Source organism: Streptomyces sp. NPDC046712, from assembly GCF_040645695.1.
Taxonomy (GTDB): domain Bacteria; phylum Actinomycetota; class Actinomycetes; order Streptomycetales; family Streptomycetaceae; genus Streptomyces.
The window spans coordinates 182,651-197,379 of the sequence record NZ_JBEYYW010000008.1 but is presented as its reverse complement, the minus strand read 5'-3'; the positions used below and the strand labels follow the sequence as shown (position 1 = coordinate 197,379).

Annotated in this window: 15 protein-coding genes; 11 read left to right on the top strand and 4 right to left on the bottom strand. The window is 69.2% G+C overall.

The features are described 5' to 3' along the window. The 10 genes from ABZ939_RS13660 (at position 1) to ABZ939_RS13615 (ending at position 10,425) form a co-directional block, all read left to right on the top strand. Positions 1-831, top strand: a complete 831-nt coding sequence (locus ABZ939_RS13660; RefSeq protein ID WP_361853068.1) for an ABC transporter permease — start codon at positions 1-3, stop codon at positions 829-831. 6 nt (positions 832-837) lie between these two features. Then, a complete protein-coding gene (locus tag ABZ939_RS13655) occupies positions 838-2,070 on the top strand; it encodes an MCE family protein (protein WP_361853065.1) in 1,233 nt (410 codons plus the stop codon). Beyond that, positions 2,067-3,113, top strand: coding sequence for an MCE family protein (locus ABZ939_RS13650; protein ID WP_361853062.1), 1,047 nt, complete (start codon positions 2,067-2,069; stop codon positions 3,111-3,113). The genes ABZ939_RS13655 and ABZ939_RS13650 overlap by 4 nt, the downstream gene beginning before the upstream one ends. Further along, complete coding sequence (locus ABZ939_RS13645; protein WP_361853059.1) at positions 3,110-4,093, top strand: MCE family protein; 984 nt, start codon at positions 3,110-3,112, stop codon at positions 4,091-4,093. The genes ABZ939_RS13650 and ABZ939_RS13645 overlap by 4 nt, the downstream gene beginning before the upstream one ends. Continuing rightward, positions 4,090-5,214, top strand: a complete 1,125-nt coding sequence (locus tag ABZ939_RS13640) for an MCE family protein (RefSeq protein ID WP_361853056.1) — start codon at positions 4,090-4,092, stop codon at positions 5,212-5,214. The genes ABZ939_RS13645 and ABZ939_RS13640 overlap by 4 nt, the downstream gene beginning before the upstream one ends. After that, the gene (locus tag ABZ939_RS13635; RefSeq protein ID WP_361853053.1) at positions 5,211-6,506 is read left to right on the top strand and encodes an MCE family protein; all 1,296 of its coding nucleotides are present in this window, start codon (positions 5,211-5,213) and stop codon (positions 6,504-6,506) included. The genes ABZ939_RS13640 and ABZ939_RS13635 overlap by 4 nt, the downstream gene beginning before the upstream one ends. Continuing rightward, entirely contained in the window at positions 6,503-7,699 is a 1,197-nt protein-coding gene (locus ABZ939_RS13630; RefSeq protein ID WP_361853050.1) for an MlaD family protein, read from the top strand. Before ABZ939_RS13635 ends, ABZ939_RS13630 begins: the two co-directional genes overlap by 4 nt. A gap of 5 nt (positions 7,700-7,704) precedes the next feature. Next, a complete protein-coding gene (locus tag ABZ939_RS13625; protein ID WP_361853047.1) occupies positions 7,705-8,220 on the top strand; it encodes a hypothetical protein in 516 nt (171 codons plus the stop codon). A 14-nt stretch (positions 8,221-8,234) separates the two neighbouring features. Then, on the top strand, positions 8,235-8,864 hold the full coding sequence (locus ABZ939_RS13620; RefSeq protein ID WP_361853044.1) for a hypothetical protein: 630 nt from the start codon (positions 8,235-8,237) through the stop codon (positions 8,862-8,864). Between the two features lie 295 nt (positions 8,865-9,159). Then, the gene (locus ABZ939_RS13615) at positions 9,160-10,425 is read left to right on the top strand and encodes an ABC transporter substrate-binding protein (protein ID WP_361853041.1); all 1,266 of its coding nucleotides are present in this window, start codon (positions 9,160-9,162) and stop codon (positions 10,423-10,425) included. A gap of 76 nt (positions 10,426-10,501) precedes the next feature. Here ABZ939_RS13615 and ABZ939_RS13610 read toward each other — a convergent pair whose 3' ends face one another. From ABZ939_RS13610 to ABZ939_RS13595, 4 genes are read right to left on the bottom strand one after another with little or no spacing between them, the layout of a single operon-like run. Further along, on the bottom strand, positions 10,502-11,299 hold the full coding sequence (locus ABZ939_RS13610; RefSeq protein WP_361853038.1) for an ABC transporter ATP-binding protein: 798 nt from the start codon (positions 11,297-11,299) through the stop codon (positions 10,502-10,504). After that, positions 11,296-12,234, bottom strand: coding sequence for an ABC transporter ATP-binding protein (locus ABZ939_RS13605; RefSeq protein ID WP_361853035.1), 939 nt, complete (start codon positions 12,232-12,234; stop codon positions 11,296-11,298). The genes ABZ939_RS13610 and ABZ939_RS13605 overlap by 4 nt, the downstream gene beginning before the upstream one ends. Beyond that, the gene (locus tag ABZ939_RS13600) at positions 12,224-13,216 is read right to left on the bottom strand and encodes a branched-chain amino acid ABC transporter permease (protein WP_361853032.1); all 993 of its coding nucleotides are present in this window, start codon (positions 13,214-13,216) and stop codon (positions 12,224-12,226) included. Before ABZ939_RS13600 ends, ABZ939_RS13605 begins: the two co-directional genes overlap by 11 nt. Positions 13,217-13,229: 13 nt before the next feature. Further along, positions 13,230-14,222 carry a branched-chain amino acid ABC transporter permease gene (locus ABZ939_RS13595; protein WP_361853029.1) on the bottom strand — a complete coding sequence of 331 codons (993 nt, stop codon included), beginning with the start codon at positions 14,220-14,222 and terminating at the stop codon, positions 13,230-13,232. Positions 14,223-14,445: 223 nt separating this feature from the next. On the opposite strand from ABZ939_RS13595, the gene ABZ939_RS13590 reads away from it, so the two are divergent. Further along, a complete protein-coding gene (locus ABZ939_RS13590) occupies positions 14,446-14,613 on the top strand; it encodes a hypothetical protein (protein WP_361853026.1) in 168 nt (55 codons plus the stop codon). Positions 14,614-14,729: the final 116 nt, after the last annotated feature.

Below are 14,729 nucleotides of genomic sequence, written 5' to 3'. Positions count from 1 at the left end.
GTGCGACGACCTTTCGACCGAGTTCTCGACCGCCCACTGCACTCCCTGGAGGAGCTGGGCACGCAACTGGTCTTCTACGGCCGCTCCCTCGCCTGGACCGGCCGCACCCTGCGCCGCTACAAGAAGGAAGTCCTGCGCCTGCTGGCCGAGGTGAGCTTCGGCCGTGGCGCGCTGGCCGTCGTCGGCGGCACGGTCGGCGTCATCGCCTTCCTCTCCTTCTTCACCGGCACCGAGGTCGGCCTCCAGGGCTACGCCGCGCTCAACCAGCTCGGCACCTCCAACTTCGTGGCCTTCCTCTCCGCGTACTTCAACACCCGCGAGATCGCCCCACTCGTCGCCGGGCTCGCACTCTCGGCGACGGTCGGCGCCGGATTCACCGCCCAGCTCGGCGCGATGCGGATCAGCGAGGAGACCGACGCGCTGGAGGTGATGGGCGTCCCCTCACTGCCGTTCCTGGTCACCACCCGGATGATCGCCGGCTTCGTGGCCGTGATCCCGCTGTACGTGATCGGGCTGCTGTCCTCCTACTTCGCCGCCCGGACCATCACCACCGGCTACTACGGCCAGTCCAGCGGAACGTACGACCACTACTTCCAGCAGTACCTGCCGCCGGTCGACGTGCTGTGGTCCTTCGGCAAGGTCATCGTCTTCGCCCTCGTGATCATCCTGGTCCACTGCTACCACGGCTACTACGCGAGCGGCGGCCCGGCGGGCGTCGGCGTCGCCGTCGGGCGCGGTGTACGGACGTCCATCGTGGCCATCAACGTCCTCGACTTCTTCCTCAGCCTGGCGATCTGGGGCTCCCACACGACCGTACGGATAGCGGGGTAGGGGCAGATGCGTCGCACCATCGGACTGAGGCTGTACGGGATCGTCTTCATCGTCGTCGTCGCCCTGCTCCTCTCGCTGTCCGTCGCCGTCTACCAGCAGGCGTTCACCCCGGTCGTACGGATCACCCTGGAGGCCGACACCCTCGGCAACCAGCTGGAACCGCGCGCCGACGTCAAGCTGCGCGGGCTGCTCGTGGGCGAGGTGCGCGAGGTGCGGGCCGACGGAGAGAAGGCCACGCTCGGGATCGCGCTCAAGCCGGAGCACGTCTCCCTCATCCCGGCCGACGTCCACGCACGGCTGCTGCCCAAGACCCTGTTCGGCGAGAAGTACGTCGACCTCGTCGCGCCACCCACGTCGTCCACCCGGGCCATCCGCGCCGGTGACGTCATCACTCAGGACCGCACCACGGTCGGCATCGAGCTCCAGCGGCTGATGAACGACCTGCTGCCGCTGCTCCGCACCGTGCAGCCCGCGAAGCTGAACGCCACGCTCTCCGCGTTCTCCACCGCGCTCGAAGGGCGCGGCGAGGACATCGGCGACAACCTCACCCGCCTCGACGCCTACCTGCGCCGGCTCAACCCGCACATGCCCTCCCTCAAGGAGGACATCTCCCGGTTCGCCGACGTGGCCGAGGTGTACGGCGAGGCCGCCCCCGACCTGCTGCGCATCCTGGACAACACCCTCACCACCAGCCGGACGATCGTCGAGAAGCAGGAGCAGCTCTCCTCGCTCCTCACCTGGACCGCCACCGCCGCGAAGACCACGGAGGGTGTCCTCGACGAGAACTCCGCCCGGCTCATCACCCTGGGCCGCGTCTCCCGCCCCACGCTCGCGCTGTTCGCCCGCTACTCGCCTGAGTACCCGTGCCTGCTGGCCGGTCTCGTGCGCCAGGAAGCGGCGTCCGAAGAGGCGTTCAGGGGCGGGAAGATGCGCATCACCCTGGAGTTCGTCCGCCCCCGACCCCCCTACCGACCCGGCGAGGAACCGCGCTATGCCGACCGCTCAGGCCCGAACTGCAGAGGTCTGTCCCACCCTCACATCCCGGCACCGCCGATCAAGCTCGACGACGGTACGTCGGCCGAGAGTTCGGCCGGCCCTGTATCCGGGACACCGGCCGAACAGTACGCCGTCGCCTCGCTCGTGGCCCCGGTCATGGGGCTGCCCGCCGATGAGGTCCCGGCCGTCACGACCCTGCTCTTCGGGCCGCTGGCCCGGGGGACGGCGGTGAGCCACGCATGAGTTCCGGGATGCGTACGAACGCCCGCTCCATGGCCCCTCAGCTCACCAAGCTCGGCATCTTCGCCGTCGTCACCATCGCGGCGACCGCCGTCCTCGCGGCCACCATCGTCAACCTCTCCTTCGCCCCACAGGAGACGTACACCGCGGTGTTCAGCGATGTCACCAGCCTGGAGGAGGGCGACGACATCCGGGTCGCGGGCGTGCGGGTCGGGGAGGTGGAAGGGATCCGGATCAAGGACCGGGCGTTTGCCGAGGTCACCTTCAGCGTCTCCCGCGACCGGCCCCTGCTGACCAGCACCCGCGCCGTCATCCGCTATCGCAGCCTGGTCGGGCAGCGGTACGTCGCCCTCACCGAGGGCGCGGGGAACGGGAAGCGACTCGCTCCTGGAGGCCGGATCCCCCTCTCCCGTACCGAACCGGCACTCGATCTCAACGCGCTGCTCAACGGCTTCAAGCCGCTGTTCGCCGCGCTCAGCCCCGAGGACGTGAACCAGCTCGCCACCGAGATCGTCAAGACCCTCCAGGGTGAGGGTGGTACGGTCCGCAGCCTGCTCGCGCACACGGCCTCGCTCACCACGACGCTCGCCGAACGCGACAAGTTGATCGGGTCCGTGATCACCAACCTCAACACCGTGCTGAAGACGGTGGACCAGCGCAGTACCCGCTTCTCCGACCTGATCACCCAGCTGCAACGGCTGATCTCGGGGCTCTCGGCCGACCGCAAGCCCATCGGGGAGTCGCTGGCGGGCATCAACGGCCTCACGGAGGCCACCTCGGGTCTCCTCAAGGACGCCCGGCCGTCGCTGAAGACCGATATCGCCGAGCTGGCCAAGCTCACCGGAACTTTGAACGACCACGAGAAGACTGTGGAGGGCGTCCTGCAGCGGCTGCCGAACAAGCTGAACAAGCTGACCGGCACCGCGTCGTACGGCTCCTGGTTCAACTTCTACCTCTGCGACTTCGACGGCCGGATCGTCCTGCCGAAGACCGACGAGGTCATCACCCCCGAACTCCATGTCGCCCGGGCGAGGTGCGGCCGGTGATCCCCTTCCGTGAACGGAATCCTGTCGCCATCGGCGCCGTCGGCCTCACCACCCTCGCGCTGCTGATCGCCGCCGCGTTCAACGTCGAGAGCCTTCCGCTGATCGGCGGTGGCGACACGTACAGCGCGGCCTTCTCCGAAGCCGGCGGGCTGCGACCCGGCGACGAGGTGCGGATCGCCGGCGTCAAGACCGGCAAGGTCGACGAGGTCGAGCTGGCCGGCGACCACGTCAAAGTGACCTTCAGGGTCGAGGGGGACCCGGAGCTCGGGACCAGGACCGGCGCGTCCATCCGCATCAAGACGATCCTGGGCGCCAAGTACCTCGCCCTTGAGCCGGAAGGCACCGGCCGGCTGAAGCCGGGCAGCGAGATCCCGCTGAGCCGGACCGTCCCGGCGTACGACGTGGTGGAGGCCTTCAGCGACCTCACCACCACCACCGAACAGATCGACAAGCAGCAGCTGGCCACCGCCCTCGACACCCTCTCCACCACCTTCGAGGACTCGCCCGCCGAGGTCAAAGCCTCCATCCAGGGGCTTTCGAAGATCTCCCGCACCGTGGCCTCCCGCGACGAGGCGCTGCGCGAACTCCTCGACCACGCGAACGGCGTCACCGGTGTGCTCGCCGCACGGAAGGGGGAGTTCAGCAAGCTGGTCAAGGACGGCGACAAGCTGTTCAAGGAGATCGAGTCCCGGCGAAAGGTCATCCACGCGCTTCTCAAGAGCTCCGTCGCCCTCGGTATCCAGCTCTCGGGCCTCGTCGGCGACAACCGCGCGGCGATCGGGCCGGCACTCACCCGCCTGAACACCGTCGTGAAGATGCTGGAACGCAACCAGGCGAGCCTCGACCGCAGCGTCCAGCTCCTCGCCCCCTTCGCCAGGGTCTTCACCAACACCCTCGGCAACGGCCGCTGGTTCGACAGCTACATCCAGAACCTGGTCGCCCCCACACCGGTGACCCCACGGACAGGAGGATCACGATGAACAAGCGGATCATCCGCCGTATCGCGCTCGCCACTCTCCTTGTCGTGGCCGCGGCTCTCGCCGTCGTGTACCTGCCCCAGGAGCCCACGGTCCGGGTGACCGCCTACTTCCCCCGTACGGTCGGCATCTACCCCGGCTCCGACGTGCGCGTACTCGGCGTCCGCATCGGCGAGGTCAAGGAGATCGCACCGGAGGGCGACCGGGTCCGGGTCGAGCTGGAGTACGCGGCCGAGTACAAGGTCCCGCCCGACGCCAAGGCCGCGATCATCAACTCCTCGGTGGTCAGCGACCGTTACCTCCAGCTTCTCCCCGTCCACCGCGGCGGCCCGGCGATGAAGAGCGGCGCCGTCATCCCCCTGCACCGCACGGCCGTGCCCGTCGAGCTGGACCGTGTCTTCGACAGCCTCCGTACGACATCGGACGCGCTCGGCCCCCAGGGCGCCAACAAGGACGGTTCGCTGTCCCGGCTGCTCGCCGTCAGCGCGGACAACCTCCAGGGACAGGGCACGCAGCTCCACCAGACGGTCGAGGACCTCTCGCAGGCCGTCACCACCCTGTCCGACGGCCGCCAGGACCTGTTCGGGACCGTACGGAACCTCCAGGTCTTCACCGCCGCGCTTGCGGCCGACGACGCCTCCGTCCGGTCGTTCAACGAGAGCCTGGCCAAGGTGGCCGAGCAGCTGGCGGGGGAGCGCAAGGACCTCGCCGCGGCGATCACGCACCTGGCGGCGGCACTCGCCGACGTGTCCGACTTCGTGAAGAAGAACAAGAAGGCCCTGACCGCCGATGTGAAGGGCCTCTCCAAGGTGACCCGTGTGCTGGTCACGCAGCGCGCCGCCCTCGAAGAGCTCCTCGACGTCGTCCCCGCAGGTCTCTCCAATCTGCAGAACGCCTACAACCCGGCGTCCGGCACGCTCGACACCCGCAGCAATCCCGAGCAGCTCCAGGACCCGGCCGCCCTGTTGTGCTCCCTGCTGAAGACGACCGGGGAGACCGGCACGGACTGCCAGAACCTGAAGAAGCTGTTCGACTCCCTGCCCAAGCTGCCCGAGGCAGACCCGATCACCGGAGCCCCCTCCATGGACAAGACGCTCGGCGGAATCCTGGAGGCCCGTACATGAGCACTCCGCGAAAGGCGGCACTGTGGGCCGCCGCCGGCTCGTTGCTCCTGACCGGCTGCGAGTTCAACGGCCTCTACGACGTGCCGCTGCCCGGCGGCGCGGCCGCCGACGGCGACAGCTACCGGGTCACGGTCGAGTTCCGGGACGTCCTCGATCTCGTACCGCAGTCCACGGTGAAGGTGAACAACGTCACCGTCGGCGCCGTCGAGACGGTCGAACTGGTCGGCTGGCACGCCCGCGTGCATCTCCGCGTCGCCGACTCCGTCAAGCTGCCCGGCAACGCGATCGCCGAACTGCGGCAGACCAGCATGCTCGGCGAGAAGTACGTGTCGCTGTCGGCACCGACAACCGAGAAGCCGGTCGGCCGACTTGACGACGGCGCGAGGATCCCGCTGTCCCGCTCCGGCCGCAACCCGGAGATCGAGGAGGTTCTGTCGGCCCTGTCGGCCCTCCTCAACGGTGGTGGTGTCGCTCAGCTCAAGACCGTCACCACGGAGCTGAACAAGGCGCTGGAGGGCCGGGAGGACCGGGTCAAGTCCCTGCTCGGTGAGCTGAACACCTTCATCGGCGGACTCGACGCCCAGAAGAAGGAGATCGTCCGCGCGCTGGAAGGCATCGACAAGCTGTCCGCCACCCTCGCCAAGGAGAAGAAGACGATCGGCCAGGCCCTCACCACCGTGGCGCCCGCGCTGAAGGTGCTTGCCGACCAGCGGACCAAGCTGACCACCATGCTCACGTCGCTGTCCGAGCTCGGCAAGACCGGTACGAAGGTGATCAACGCGTCGCGCGCCGACGTGATCGCCAATCTCCGCGCCCTTCAGCCGATCCTCCGCCAGTTGAACAAGGCGGGCGCCGATCTGCCCAACGCCCTCGAGCTCTTGACGACCTATCCCTTCCCTCGGAACGTCGTCGACGCGATCAAGGGGGACTACGTCAACCTCAAGGTCACCGCGGATCTCGACCTGCGCAGCGTCTACGGCAACCTGGCCGACGAGCCCGCGAAGCCCGGGACGCCCGGAGAGCAGCCCGGAGGGCCCGCCGCTCCCGGGCTGCCCGGGCTCCCCACCACCCCCTCGCTCCCGGGCGTCCCCAACCCGGCGCTCCCCAAGACCCCTCTCCCTTCAAAGACCCCCGGCGCTCCGGAGGCTCCCGGCGGCGACGCCGATCTGGAGTGCCTGCCGCTCTGCACCCCGGCCGATCCCGTCTCGTACCACAGTCAGGGCGACAGCCCCTTCCCGCCCGGCGTCGACCTCGCGCTCGCCGAGCTGCTGATGAAGGGACTGGTGCCGTGATCACCCGTACAGTCAAAGCCCAGTTGCTCGCCTTCGCGCTCATCACCGCCGCCGGCGTGTCCTACGTCGGTGCGGAGTACACCGGCCTCGTCGACCGCCTCCTGAACCGCGGATATACCGTACGGGCCGAGTTCCCCGACTCCGGAGGCATCTACTCCGGCGCCGAGGTCACCTACCGAGGGGTGCCCGTGGGCCGCGTGGGCGAGCTGCGGCTGACCGAGTCCGGCGGCGTGTCGGTGGCCCTTCTTCTGGAGGACTCACCCACCATCCCGGCGGACAGCCTGGCCGTGGTGGCGAACCGCTCGGCCGTCGGCGAGCAGTACGTGGATCTGCAGCCGCGCTCCGCGAACGGCCCCGAACTGCGGGACGGCAGCACCATCCCCCGCCGGAACACCCGGGTGCCGGTGCCCACCACCGAGATGATCCTGAGCCTGGACCGGCTGGTCGAATCGGTGGACAAGCAGGACCTGCGGATCACGGTCGACGAACTCGGCAAGGCGTTCTCCGGCACCGGCCCGCACCTGACCCGGCTCGTGGACTCGGGCAACGCGCTGGTCGAGTCGGCGTCCGGCTCGCTCCCCGAGACGATCGCGCTGATCGAGGACTCCAGGAAGGTCCTCAAGACGCAGGCCGACCAGGGCTCGGCGATCACCTCCTTCTCGCGTGATCTGGCCGCGCTCACCGCCCAGGTGAAGGCGAGCGACGGGGACATCCGCGCACTGATGGCCGGCGGCACCTCCGCCGCCCGGGAGGTCGACGCGCTCATGAAGGACAACCGGCCCCATCTCCCGGTCCTCCTCGGCAACCTGATCAGCGGCGGCCAGATCACCCTCGCCCGGCTGCCCGGCGTGGAACAGACGTTGGTCACCTTCCCCGTGGTCGTCGCGGGCAGCTACACCGTGATCCCCGGCGACGGCACCACCCACTTCGGCATGGTCGTCAACGCCGACGACCCGCCGCCCTGCCGTCAGGGATACGGCACCACCCAACGCCGCGACCCCGCCGACACCTCCGACCGGCGGGCCAACACCGACGCCCACTGCGCGGCCCCGCGCGGCGGCGACACCTCCGTACGCGGCGCCCAGAACGCGCCCGCTCCCGGACGGTCCGTCCGTATCGGCTCGACGGGCGGAGCACAGACCGTGTTCGGAAAGGACTCCTGGCAATGGCTGCTCGTAGGACCCATGGCATGAACGGCATGACCCGTGTACTCCTCACGCACGCGGCCCGGCCGCTGCGCCACCGGTGGGCCACGGTGGTACTCGCCGTCCTGGCCGCCGTCCTGACGGCCGCCTCGGGATGGCTGGGTGTCCAGCTGTACGAGCGACACGAGGAGGAACGGCGGCACCAGGACATCCTGGCCGCCGCCCGCCAGTCGGCGCTCAACTTCACCTCGCTCGACTACCGGCACTACGACCGCGACAGCAAGAACGTCCTGAACGGCGCGACCGGGGACTTCAAGAAGCAGTTCGCGGCCCAGACCACGCAGCTGACGAAGATCGTCGCCGACAACAAGTCGGTCTCGGAGGGGCAGATCCTCGACGCGGGTATCGCGCGGGCCGACGAACGGACCGCCCGCGTCCTGGTGGTGGCCGACAGCAAGGTCACCAACGTCGCCGCCCCCGAGGGCACGTCCCGCAACTACCGCCTTCAGCTCGATCTCGTCCTCGAGGACGGACAGTGGCTGACGTCCAACGTCGAATTCGTCGGCTGACAGGAGACAGAACCGTGGCGAACACGACCCTTCGAACGGCGACCCTCCGCGCCGCCGCCAAACGCGCCGAGAGGGCGGCGAGGCAGCCGAACGAGCCCGAGGCCACCCCGGACCCCAAGCCGACCGCCCGGACCGCCGGTCGCCCCGGCCGGCTCGGCGCGGTGCTCGCTGTCCTGGTCGTACTGGGTGTGGTGGCCACCGCCATGCTCGGGTGGAGGTACCGAGAGGCCGAGCGCACGGCCCAGGCACGCGCGGCCGCGCTCACCGCGGCACACAAGGCTGCACCGGCCGTCCTCTCGTACGACTACCGCCACCTGGACCGCGACTTCGCCGCGGCCCGCGCCCACCTCACCGACCCGTTCCTCGACCAGTACGCCAAGACCACCCAAACCGTGGTCGCCCCGACTGCCAAGCAGTACCGCGGCGTGGTCAAGGCCACGGTCGCGAAGCCCCCGGGCGACGACGCCGCCCCGGCGGCGTCGGTGGTGTCGGCCTCCCCGGACAGGGCCGTCATCCTGCTCTTCATGAACCAACTGACCACGAGCACCCAGGTCACCACCCCCCGCCTCGACCTCAACCGCGTCCGCATGACCCTCATCTCCACCCCCCAAGGCTGGAAGGTCAGCGCTTTGGACGCGCTCTAGCGCAGGGTCCGGACAGAGCGCCGTCACGCGCCGAGCTGGTGCGCAACACGGCGGTGCTGCGCAGGAACGCCGACGGCGGCGTCCCCGGCCATGCAGGCCGCGTACATACCGCTGATCACCGCCCAGACGGCCTCGGCGTCCGCGGGGCGTGGAGTCGACCACCCGGCCCACAGCGGGTGCCGAAGCAATGGCGGCGGTTTAGCCGCGCCGTCGCCGGTTAGTCGCTCGGGGTAGAAGGGTTCTCTGCGTCTACTTCGCAGAGAAGCAGTACAGAAGCCTCTGATGGGAGGCGGACATGAAAACGCCGATACGGCGGTCCGCGATCTTCCTGGGTGCGGCCGCTCTCCTGGCGGGCGCGTGGGGTGTGAACGGTGTCGGGGGAAACGGTGCCGCGGCGCAGGAAGCCGACGGCGACGGCGTACTCGAACTCGGATACGTCCTGCCCGAGACGGGTCAGCTGGCCTTTCTCGGCCCGCCGATGATCCAGTCGACGAATTTCGCAATCAAGGTGATCAATGACGGCGGCGGAGTCCTCGGGAAACCGATTCCGAAGGTGGTCGGATCCGACGAGGCAGGCCAGGAGGCGGTGGCGGCACAGTCGGCGGACCGCTTGCTGAACGCGGGGGTCGACGCGATCATCGGCGCCGCGGCCTCCGGGATGTCGCTGGCCATCATCGACCGGGTGACCGGCGAGGGTGTCGTCCAGTGCTCCGGATCCAACACGGCGCCCACCTTCACCGACTACGACGACGGCGGCTTCTACTTCCGTACCGCGCCGAGCGACGCGCTGCAGGGTCCGATCCTTGCGAAGACGATCCAGGGTGACGGGCACAAGCGGGTGGCCCTGGTCGCGCGTGCGGACGACTACGGGCGCGGGCTGCTGGACACGACCAAGAAGGCTCTTGAGGACGGCGGCGCCACGGTGACGCTCGCCGAGACGTACGACCCGAAGGCCACGAACTTCGACCAGGTCGTCCAGAAGATGAAGAACTCGAACCCGGACGCCACTGTGGTGATCGCCTTCGAGGAGGGCGCGCAGATCCTTCAGGGGATGATCGAGGCAGGTCTCGGGCCCGACAGCGTCGGCGTGTACGGCACCGACGGGCTGCGCAGCGAGGAGCTGCCCAAGCTGGTGGCGCCTGCCGACCCCGGCCGACTCGCCGGCATGAAGGGAACGGCTCCGGCGTCGACGTCGAACCCCGAGTTCGTGAAGGCCCTGAAGGCGTTCGCGCCGAACCTGAACGTCCTGCAGTTCGCCCCGCAGGTCTTCGACTGCGTGACGACCGTCGCGCTCGCCGCCGAGCAGGCGAAGTCGGACGACCCGGAGAAGTTCGCCGAGGAGATGATCGCGGTCACGAAGGACGGCGAGAAGTGCAATTCCTTCGCCGCCTGCAAGAAGCTGATCGCCGAGGGCAAGGACATCGACTACGACGGTGTGAGCGGTCCCCTGGACTTCACGGACGCCGGTGAGCCGGGCCAGGCGACGATCGAGGTGTACACGTACAACGACAAGGGCGAGCTGAAGACGGTGCGCACGGAGGTGAGCAAGGGCGCGGAGTGAGACAGGCGCACGGAGGTGAGCAAGGGCGCGGAGTGAGACAGGCGCACCGCAGTGAGACAGACCCACCGCGGTGAGGTCAGCGGACGCGGGCGAGCGTGCCGAGGTACAGATCGATCACCTTCTGGTCGTTCAGCAGATCGAGACCGGCGCCGGTGTACGCGTTGCGGCCCTGGTCGAGCACGTAGCCGCGGGCGCAGATCTGCAGACACCTGCGGGCGTTCTGTTCGACCATGAGGACGGCCACACCCGCGCCGTTGATCTCCTTGACCCGGTCGAAGACCTGGTCCTGGTAGATCGGGGACAGCCCGGCCGACGGCTCGTCGAGCAGCAGCACCCGCGGCTCCATCATCAGCGCGCGGGCCATGGCGAGCATCTGCCGTTCACCGCCCGACATGGAACCCGCCTTCTGCTTCCGGCGGGCAGCGAGCACCGGGAAGATCTCCTCGACCGCGGCGGCGCGCGCGGCGTAGGACTTGGGCCGCAGGTACAGGCCCATCCGCAGGTTCTCCTCCACGGTGAGCGCGGGGAAGACGTTGGCCAGCTGGGGTACGTATCCGACGCCCCGGCGGACCAGGTCGTGCGCGGGCCGGTTGGTGACGTCCTCGCCGTGCAGTCGGACCCTGCCCTTTCGGATGCGCAAAAGCCCGAAGACGGCCTTGGCGAGGGTCGACTTGCCGGCGCCGTTGGGGCCGATGACCCCGACCAGTTCGCCCTGCCGTACCTCGATGGTGCAGCCGCGGAGGACGTCGACACCCGGCAGGTAGCCGGCGGTGATGTCGTCGGCCACGAGGGCGGGACCGTCTCCGGAGTCGCGAGGCACCTCTGGTCTCTCGTCCGGTGTCCCATCCGGTGTCTCGTCCGGTGTCTCGTTCATGGCGGTGACGTCTCCTCTCCTCCGCCCACCTCGGGTTCGTCGTGGCGCTTGCCGAGGTAGGCGTCCACGACGGCGGGGTTCTGGCCGATGGCGGATGGTGGGCCCTCGGCCACCAGCCGCCCGCCCGCCATGACGGCCACCCAGTCGCTGATGCCCATGACCACGTCCATGTCGTGCTCGACGAAGCACACGGTCAGGCCCTCGTCCCGCAGCGCCGTGATGTGGCCGAGGAGCGACTGGGTCAGGGCCGGGTTCACTCCCGCCATGGGCTCGTCGAGCAGGAGCATCACCGGTCGGGCCATCAGGGCGCGGGCCAGTTCGAGCAGCTTGCGCTGGCCGCCGGAGAGCGTGCCCGCGTAGTCGTCCCGGAGCCGGGTGAGCCGGAAGCGTTCGATCAGTTCGTCGGCCCTGGCCACGGCCTCGCGCTCCTGTCTGCGCCAGATGGGAGGCAGCAGTGCGGGCAGGAGTCGCTCGCCGCGCTGTCCCGGGGCGGCGAGGAGCATGTTCTCCAGGACGGTGAGCCGGGCGGGGGTGCGGGTGAGCTGGAACGTGCGGACCAGGCCGAGCCCGGCGATCCGGTGCGCCGGACGGCCGGTGAGCGGCCGTCCGTCGAACGACCACTGGCCGCCGTCGGCCCGGTCGAAGCCGCTCACAACGTTGAACAGGGTGCTCTTTCCGGCGCCGTTGGGGCCGATCAGGGCCGTGATGGTCCCCCGCTGCACCTCCAGGTGATCGACCTGGACGGCGACGAGACCGCCGAAGGCGCGGGTGACACCGTCGAGGACGAGCAGCGGGTCCGGCTTGGGCACACCGGGTACGGGCTCGGGCCCGGGTACAGGCACAGGTGCGGGCTCGGGCACGGGCAGGGGCTCCCGCACATGCTCCGGCTCCGGCTCCGGTTCCGGGACGGACGCGGGGTGCGTGTCATCGGCCACTGAGCAGCATCTCCTTCCGGCTGCCGAGGATTCCCTGCGGTCTGAACGCGACGAGAAGGATCAGGGCGACTCCGACGAGGGCGAAGCGGACGGCGCCGATCTCCGACGTACTGATGAGGTCGGAGGAGATGACGCCCGCGTCGATGGCCTGGCGCAACGCGCTGTCGATGAAGGTGAGCACGAACCAGAAGAGGATCGAGCCGACGACGGGACCGAGGATGCGCCCGGCACCGCCCAGGATGAGCAACGTGTAGAGGAAGAAGGTGACGCCGGGATCGAAGCTGTCCGCGCTCACCGACTGGACCTGGATGGCCTGCAGCATGCCGGCGACCGCGCCGAGCACACCGCCCAGGACGAGGCTCGTCATCTTGTACGCGTAGACGTTCTTGCCGAGGCTGCGCACCGCGGTCTCGTCGTCGCGGATCGACTTGATCACGCGGCCCCACGGACTGCGCATCAGAACGGCGAGCAGCAGGCCGACGATGACGACGAGCGCCCAGGCGACGATCATCACCCACAGGTCGCGCGAGCTGAACGTGATGAGCCAGAAGCCGTACGAGCCTCGGGGGATGGGGTTCAGGTCGTAGAACTCGCCGGCGAACCGCTGGAGCCCGAACACTCCGCCGGTGGTGGGCTCGGCCCAGCTGGAGCGGTAGAACAGCCGGAGCGTCTCCCCGGCGGCGATGGTGGTGATGGCGAGATAGTCGGCGCGCAGCCGCAGCGTCGGCAGGCCGAGCAACAGGGCGAGGACGATCGCGGAGGCGAGTCCGACGAGGACCCCGAGCCACATCGAGCCGCCCCAGGTCGCCACGGTGATCGCCACTCCGTAGCCGCCGACGAGCATGAAGCCGACCTGCCCGAAGTTGAGCAGCCCGGTGTAGCCGAAGTGCAGGTTCAGGCCCATGGCGGAGAGCGCGAAGATCGCGGCGATGGGGCCGATGCCGGATCGGATGGCGTCGGAGAGGATGATTTCGAAGTCCATGGCTCACCACCCCTCATCCGACGCGTTCGCGCTGACCGAGGATGCCCTGCGGCCGGACGAGCAGGACGATGATCAGCGCGAGCAGCGCCCACGCGTACTGCAGGTCGACCGGGAACCACAGCGTGGACATCTGGGCGACGATGCCGATGACGAGGCTGCCCACCATCGCGCCGTACGCGGAGCCGAGACCGCCGAGGATGACTCCGGCGAACATGAGCAGCAGCAGCTTGAAGCCCATGTCCCAGCTGACGACCTCGACGAGTCCGAAGAAGACTCCGCCGAGGGCCGCGAGCGCGCCGCCGAGCATCCAGACGACGAGCACCACGCGCTGGACGTTGATGCCCGATGCCTCGGCCAGGTCGCGGTCCGCGGAGACGGCCCTGATGGCCGTGCCGATCCGGGTCTTCTGGAGCAGGGCGGCGACGCCGAGGAGGGTGAGCACGGCCAGCAGGGTGACGATCAGGTCCCGTGGGGTGATGCCGGCCGGGCCGAGGTCGATCGCCTCCTGGATGTCGTACTGGGCGTAGGAGCCGGGGCGGGTCCCGTACAGCACGAGGACGAGGTGCCGCAGGAGCAGCGACAGGCCGATCGTCACGATGAACATGTTGATGAGACCCGTGCCACGGGCCCGCAGCGGGCGCCATAGGCCGCGGTCGATGGCGGCGCCGAGCAGGGCGCCGAAGGCGACGGCGCCGAGTGCGGCGGGGATCAGATGCCAGCCGGGGCCGGAGGGCGAGGCGTTCAGGAAGAACGCGAACGTCGCGCCGATCGTGACGAGCTCGCCGTGCGCGAAGTTGATCAGATGGATGGTCCCGAAGATCAGGGACAGGCCGACGGCGCAGATGGCGATGATGACGCCGAACTGGATGCCGTCGATCAGAGCCTGCAGGGCTCGGGCGCCGAAGGTCGGGCCGCGCGCAACTTCCTCGCCCTGCGCCGAACCGTGCGCCGCCGCGCTGAACGCGGGCGCCGTCATGAGGAACAGGGCGAGTGCCGCAACGAACAACCGCTGATGACGCACGGCAGGTCCGGTGTGTCACATGCCTCAAACACTTTGTCGAGACCAGTCTCTCACCGCCCGCGGGGCCGGGCCATCCCGTCCGTGTCGGCGGCGGGTCGGCTGATCGCGGTGCTGCTGCGGGACGGGCCGGAGAAAGCAGCGCCGGCCGAACACCCTCAATGTCAGCATCGGCGCGGCACTCGGCCTCCTCGCTACGGCCCAGCAGGTCGTGGCCTCCACCGGCTCGGCCTGCCACAGCGGCACCCGCACACCATCATCCGTCCTGACCGCGATGGGCCTCGATCCGGCCCGCGCGCTCGGGGCGCTGCGGCTGTCACTGGGCCGCTGGACCGCGGCCGAGGACATGGAGACGGCGGCAGCGGCCCTCATCAGATGAGGGCTGACGACTTGACATCGATCCACTGCCGGAGGCCGCTTGGGTGATGGTTTGTCGGCACCCGCGGCCACCTCGCGTAACCTCGTCGCCAGAAGGGCACCGACAGCTATTCCGCC

Bases quoted from the DNA above. Each gene is read 5' to 3' on its own strand.
- ABZ939_RS13655 (WP_361853065.1), top strand. From the start codon at position 838: ATGCGTCGCACCATCGGACTGAGGCTGTACGGGATCGTCTTCATCGTC.
- ABZ939_RS13650 (WP_361853062.1), top strand. From the start codon at position 2,067: ATGAGTTCCGGGATGCGTACGAACGCCCGCTCCATGGCCCCTCAGCTC.
- ABZ939_RS13640 (WP_361853056.1), top strand. From the start codon at position 4,090: ATGAACAAGCGGATCATCCGCCGTATCGCGCTCGCCACTCTCCTTGTC.
- ABZ939_RS13635 (WP_361853053.1), top strand. From the start codon at position 5,211: ATGAGCACTCCGCGAAAGGCGGCACTGTGGGCCGCCGCCGGCTCGTTG.
- ABZ939_RS13625 (WP_361853047.1), top strand. From the start codon at position 7,705: ATGACCCGTGTACTCCTCACGCACGCGGCCCGGCCGCTGCGCCACCGG.
- ABZ939_RS13615 (WP_361853041.1), top strand. From the start codon at position 9,160: ATGAAAACGCCGATACGGCGGTCCGCGATCTTCCTGGGTGCGGCCGCT.
- ABZ939_RS13610 (WP_361853038.1), bottom strand. From the start codon at position 11,299: ATGAACGAGACACCGGACGAGACACCGGATGGGACACCGGACGAGAGA.
- ABZ939_RS13600 (WP_361853032.1), bottom strand. From the start codon at position 13,216: ATGGACTTCGAAATCATCCTCTCCGACGCCATCCGATCCGGCATCGGC.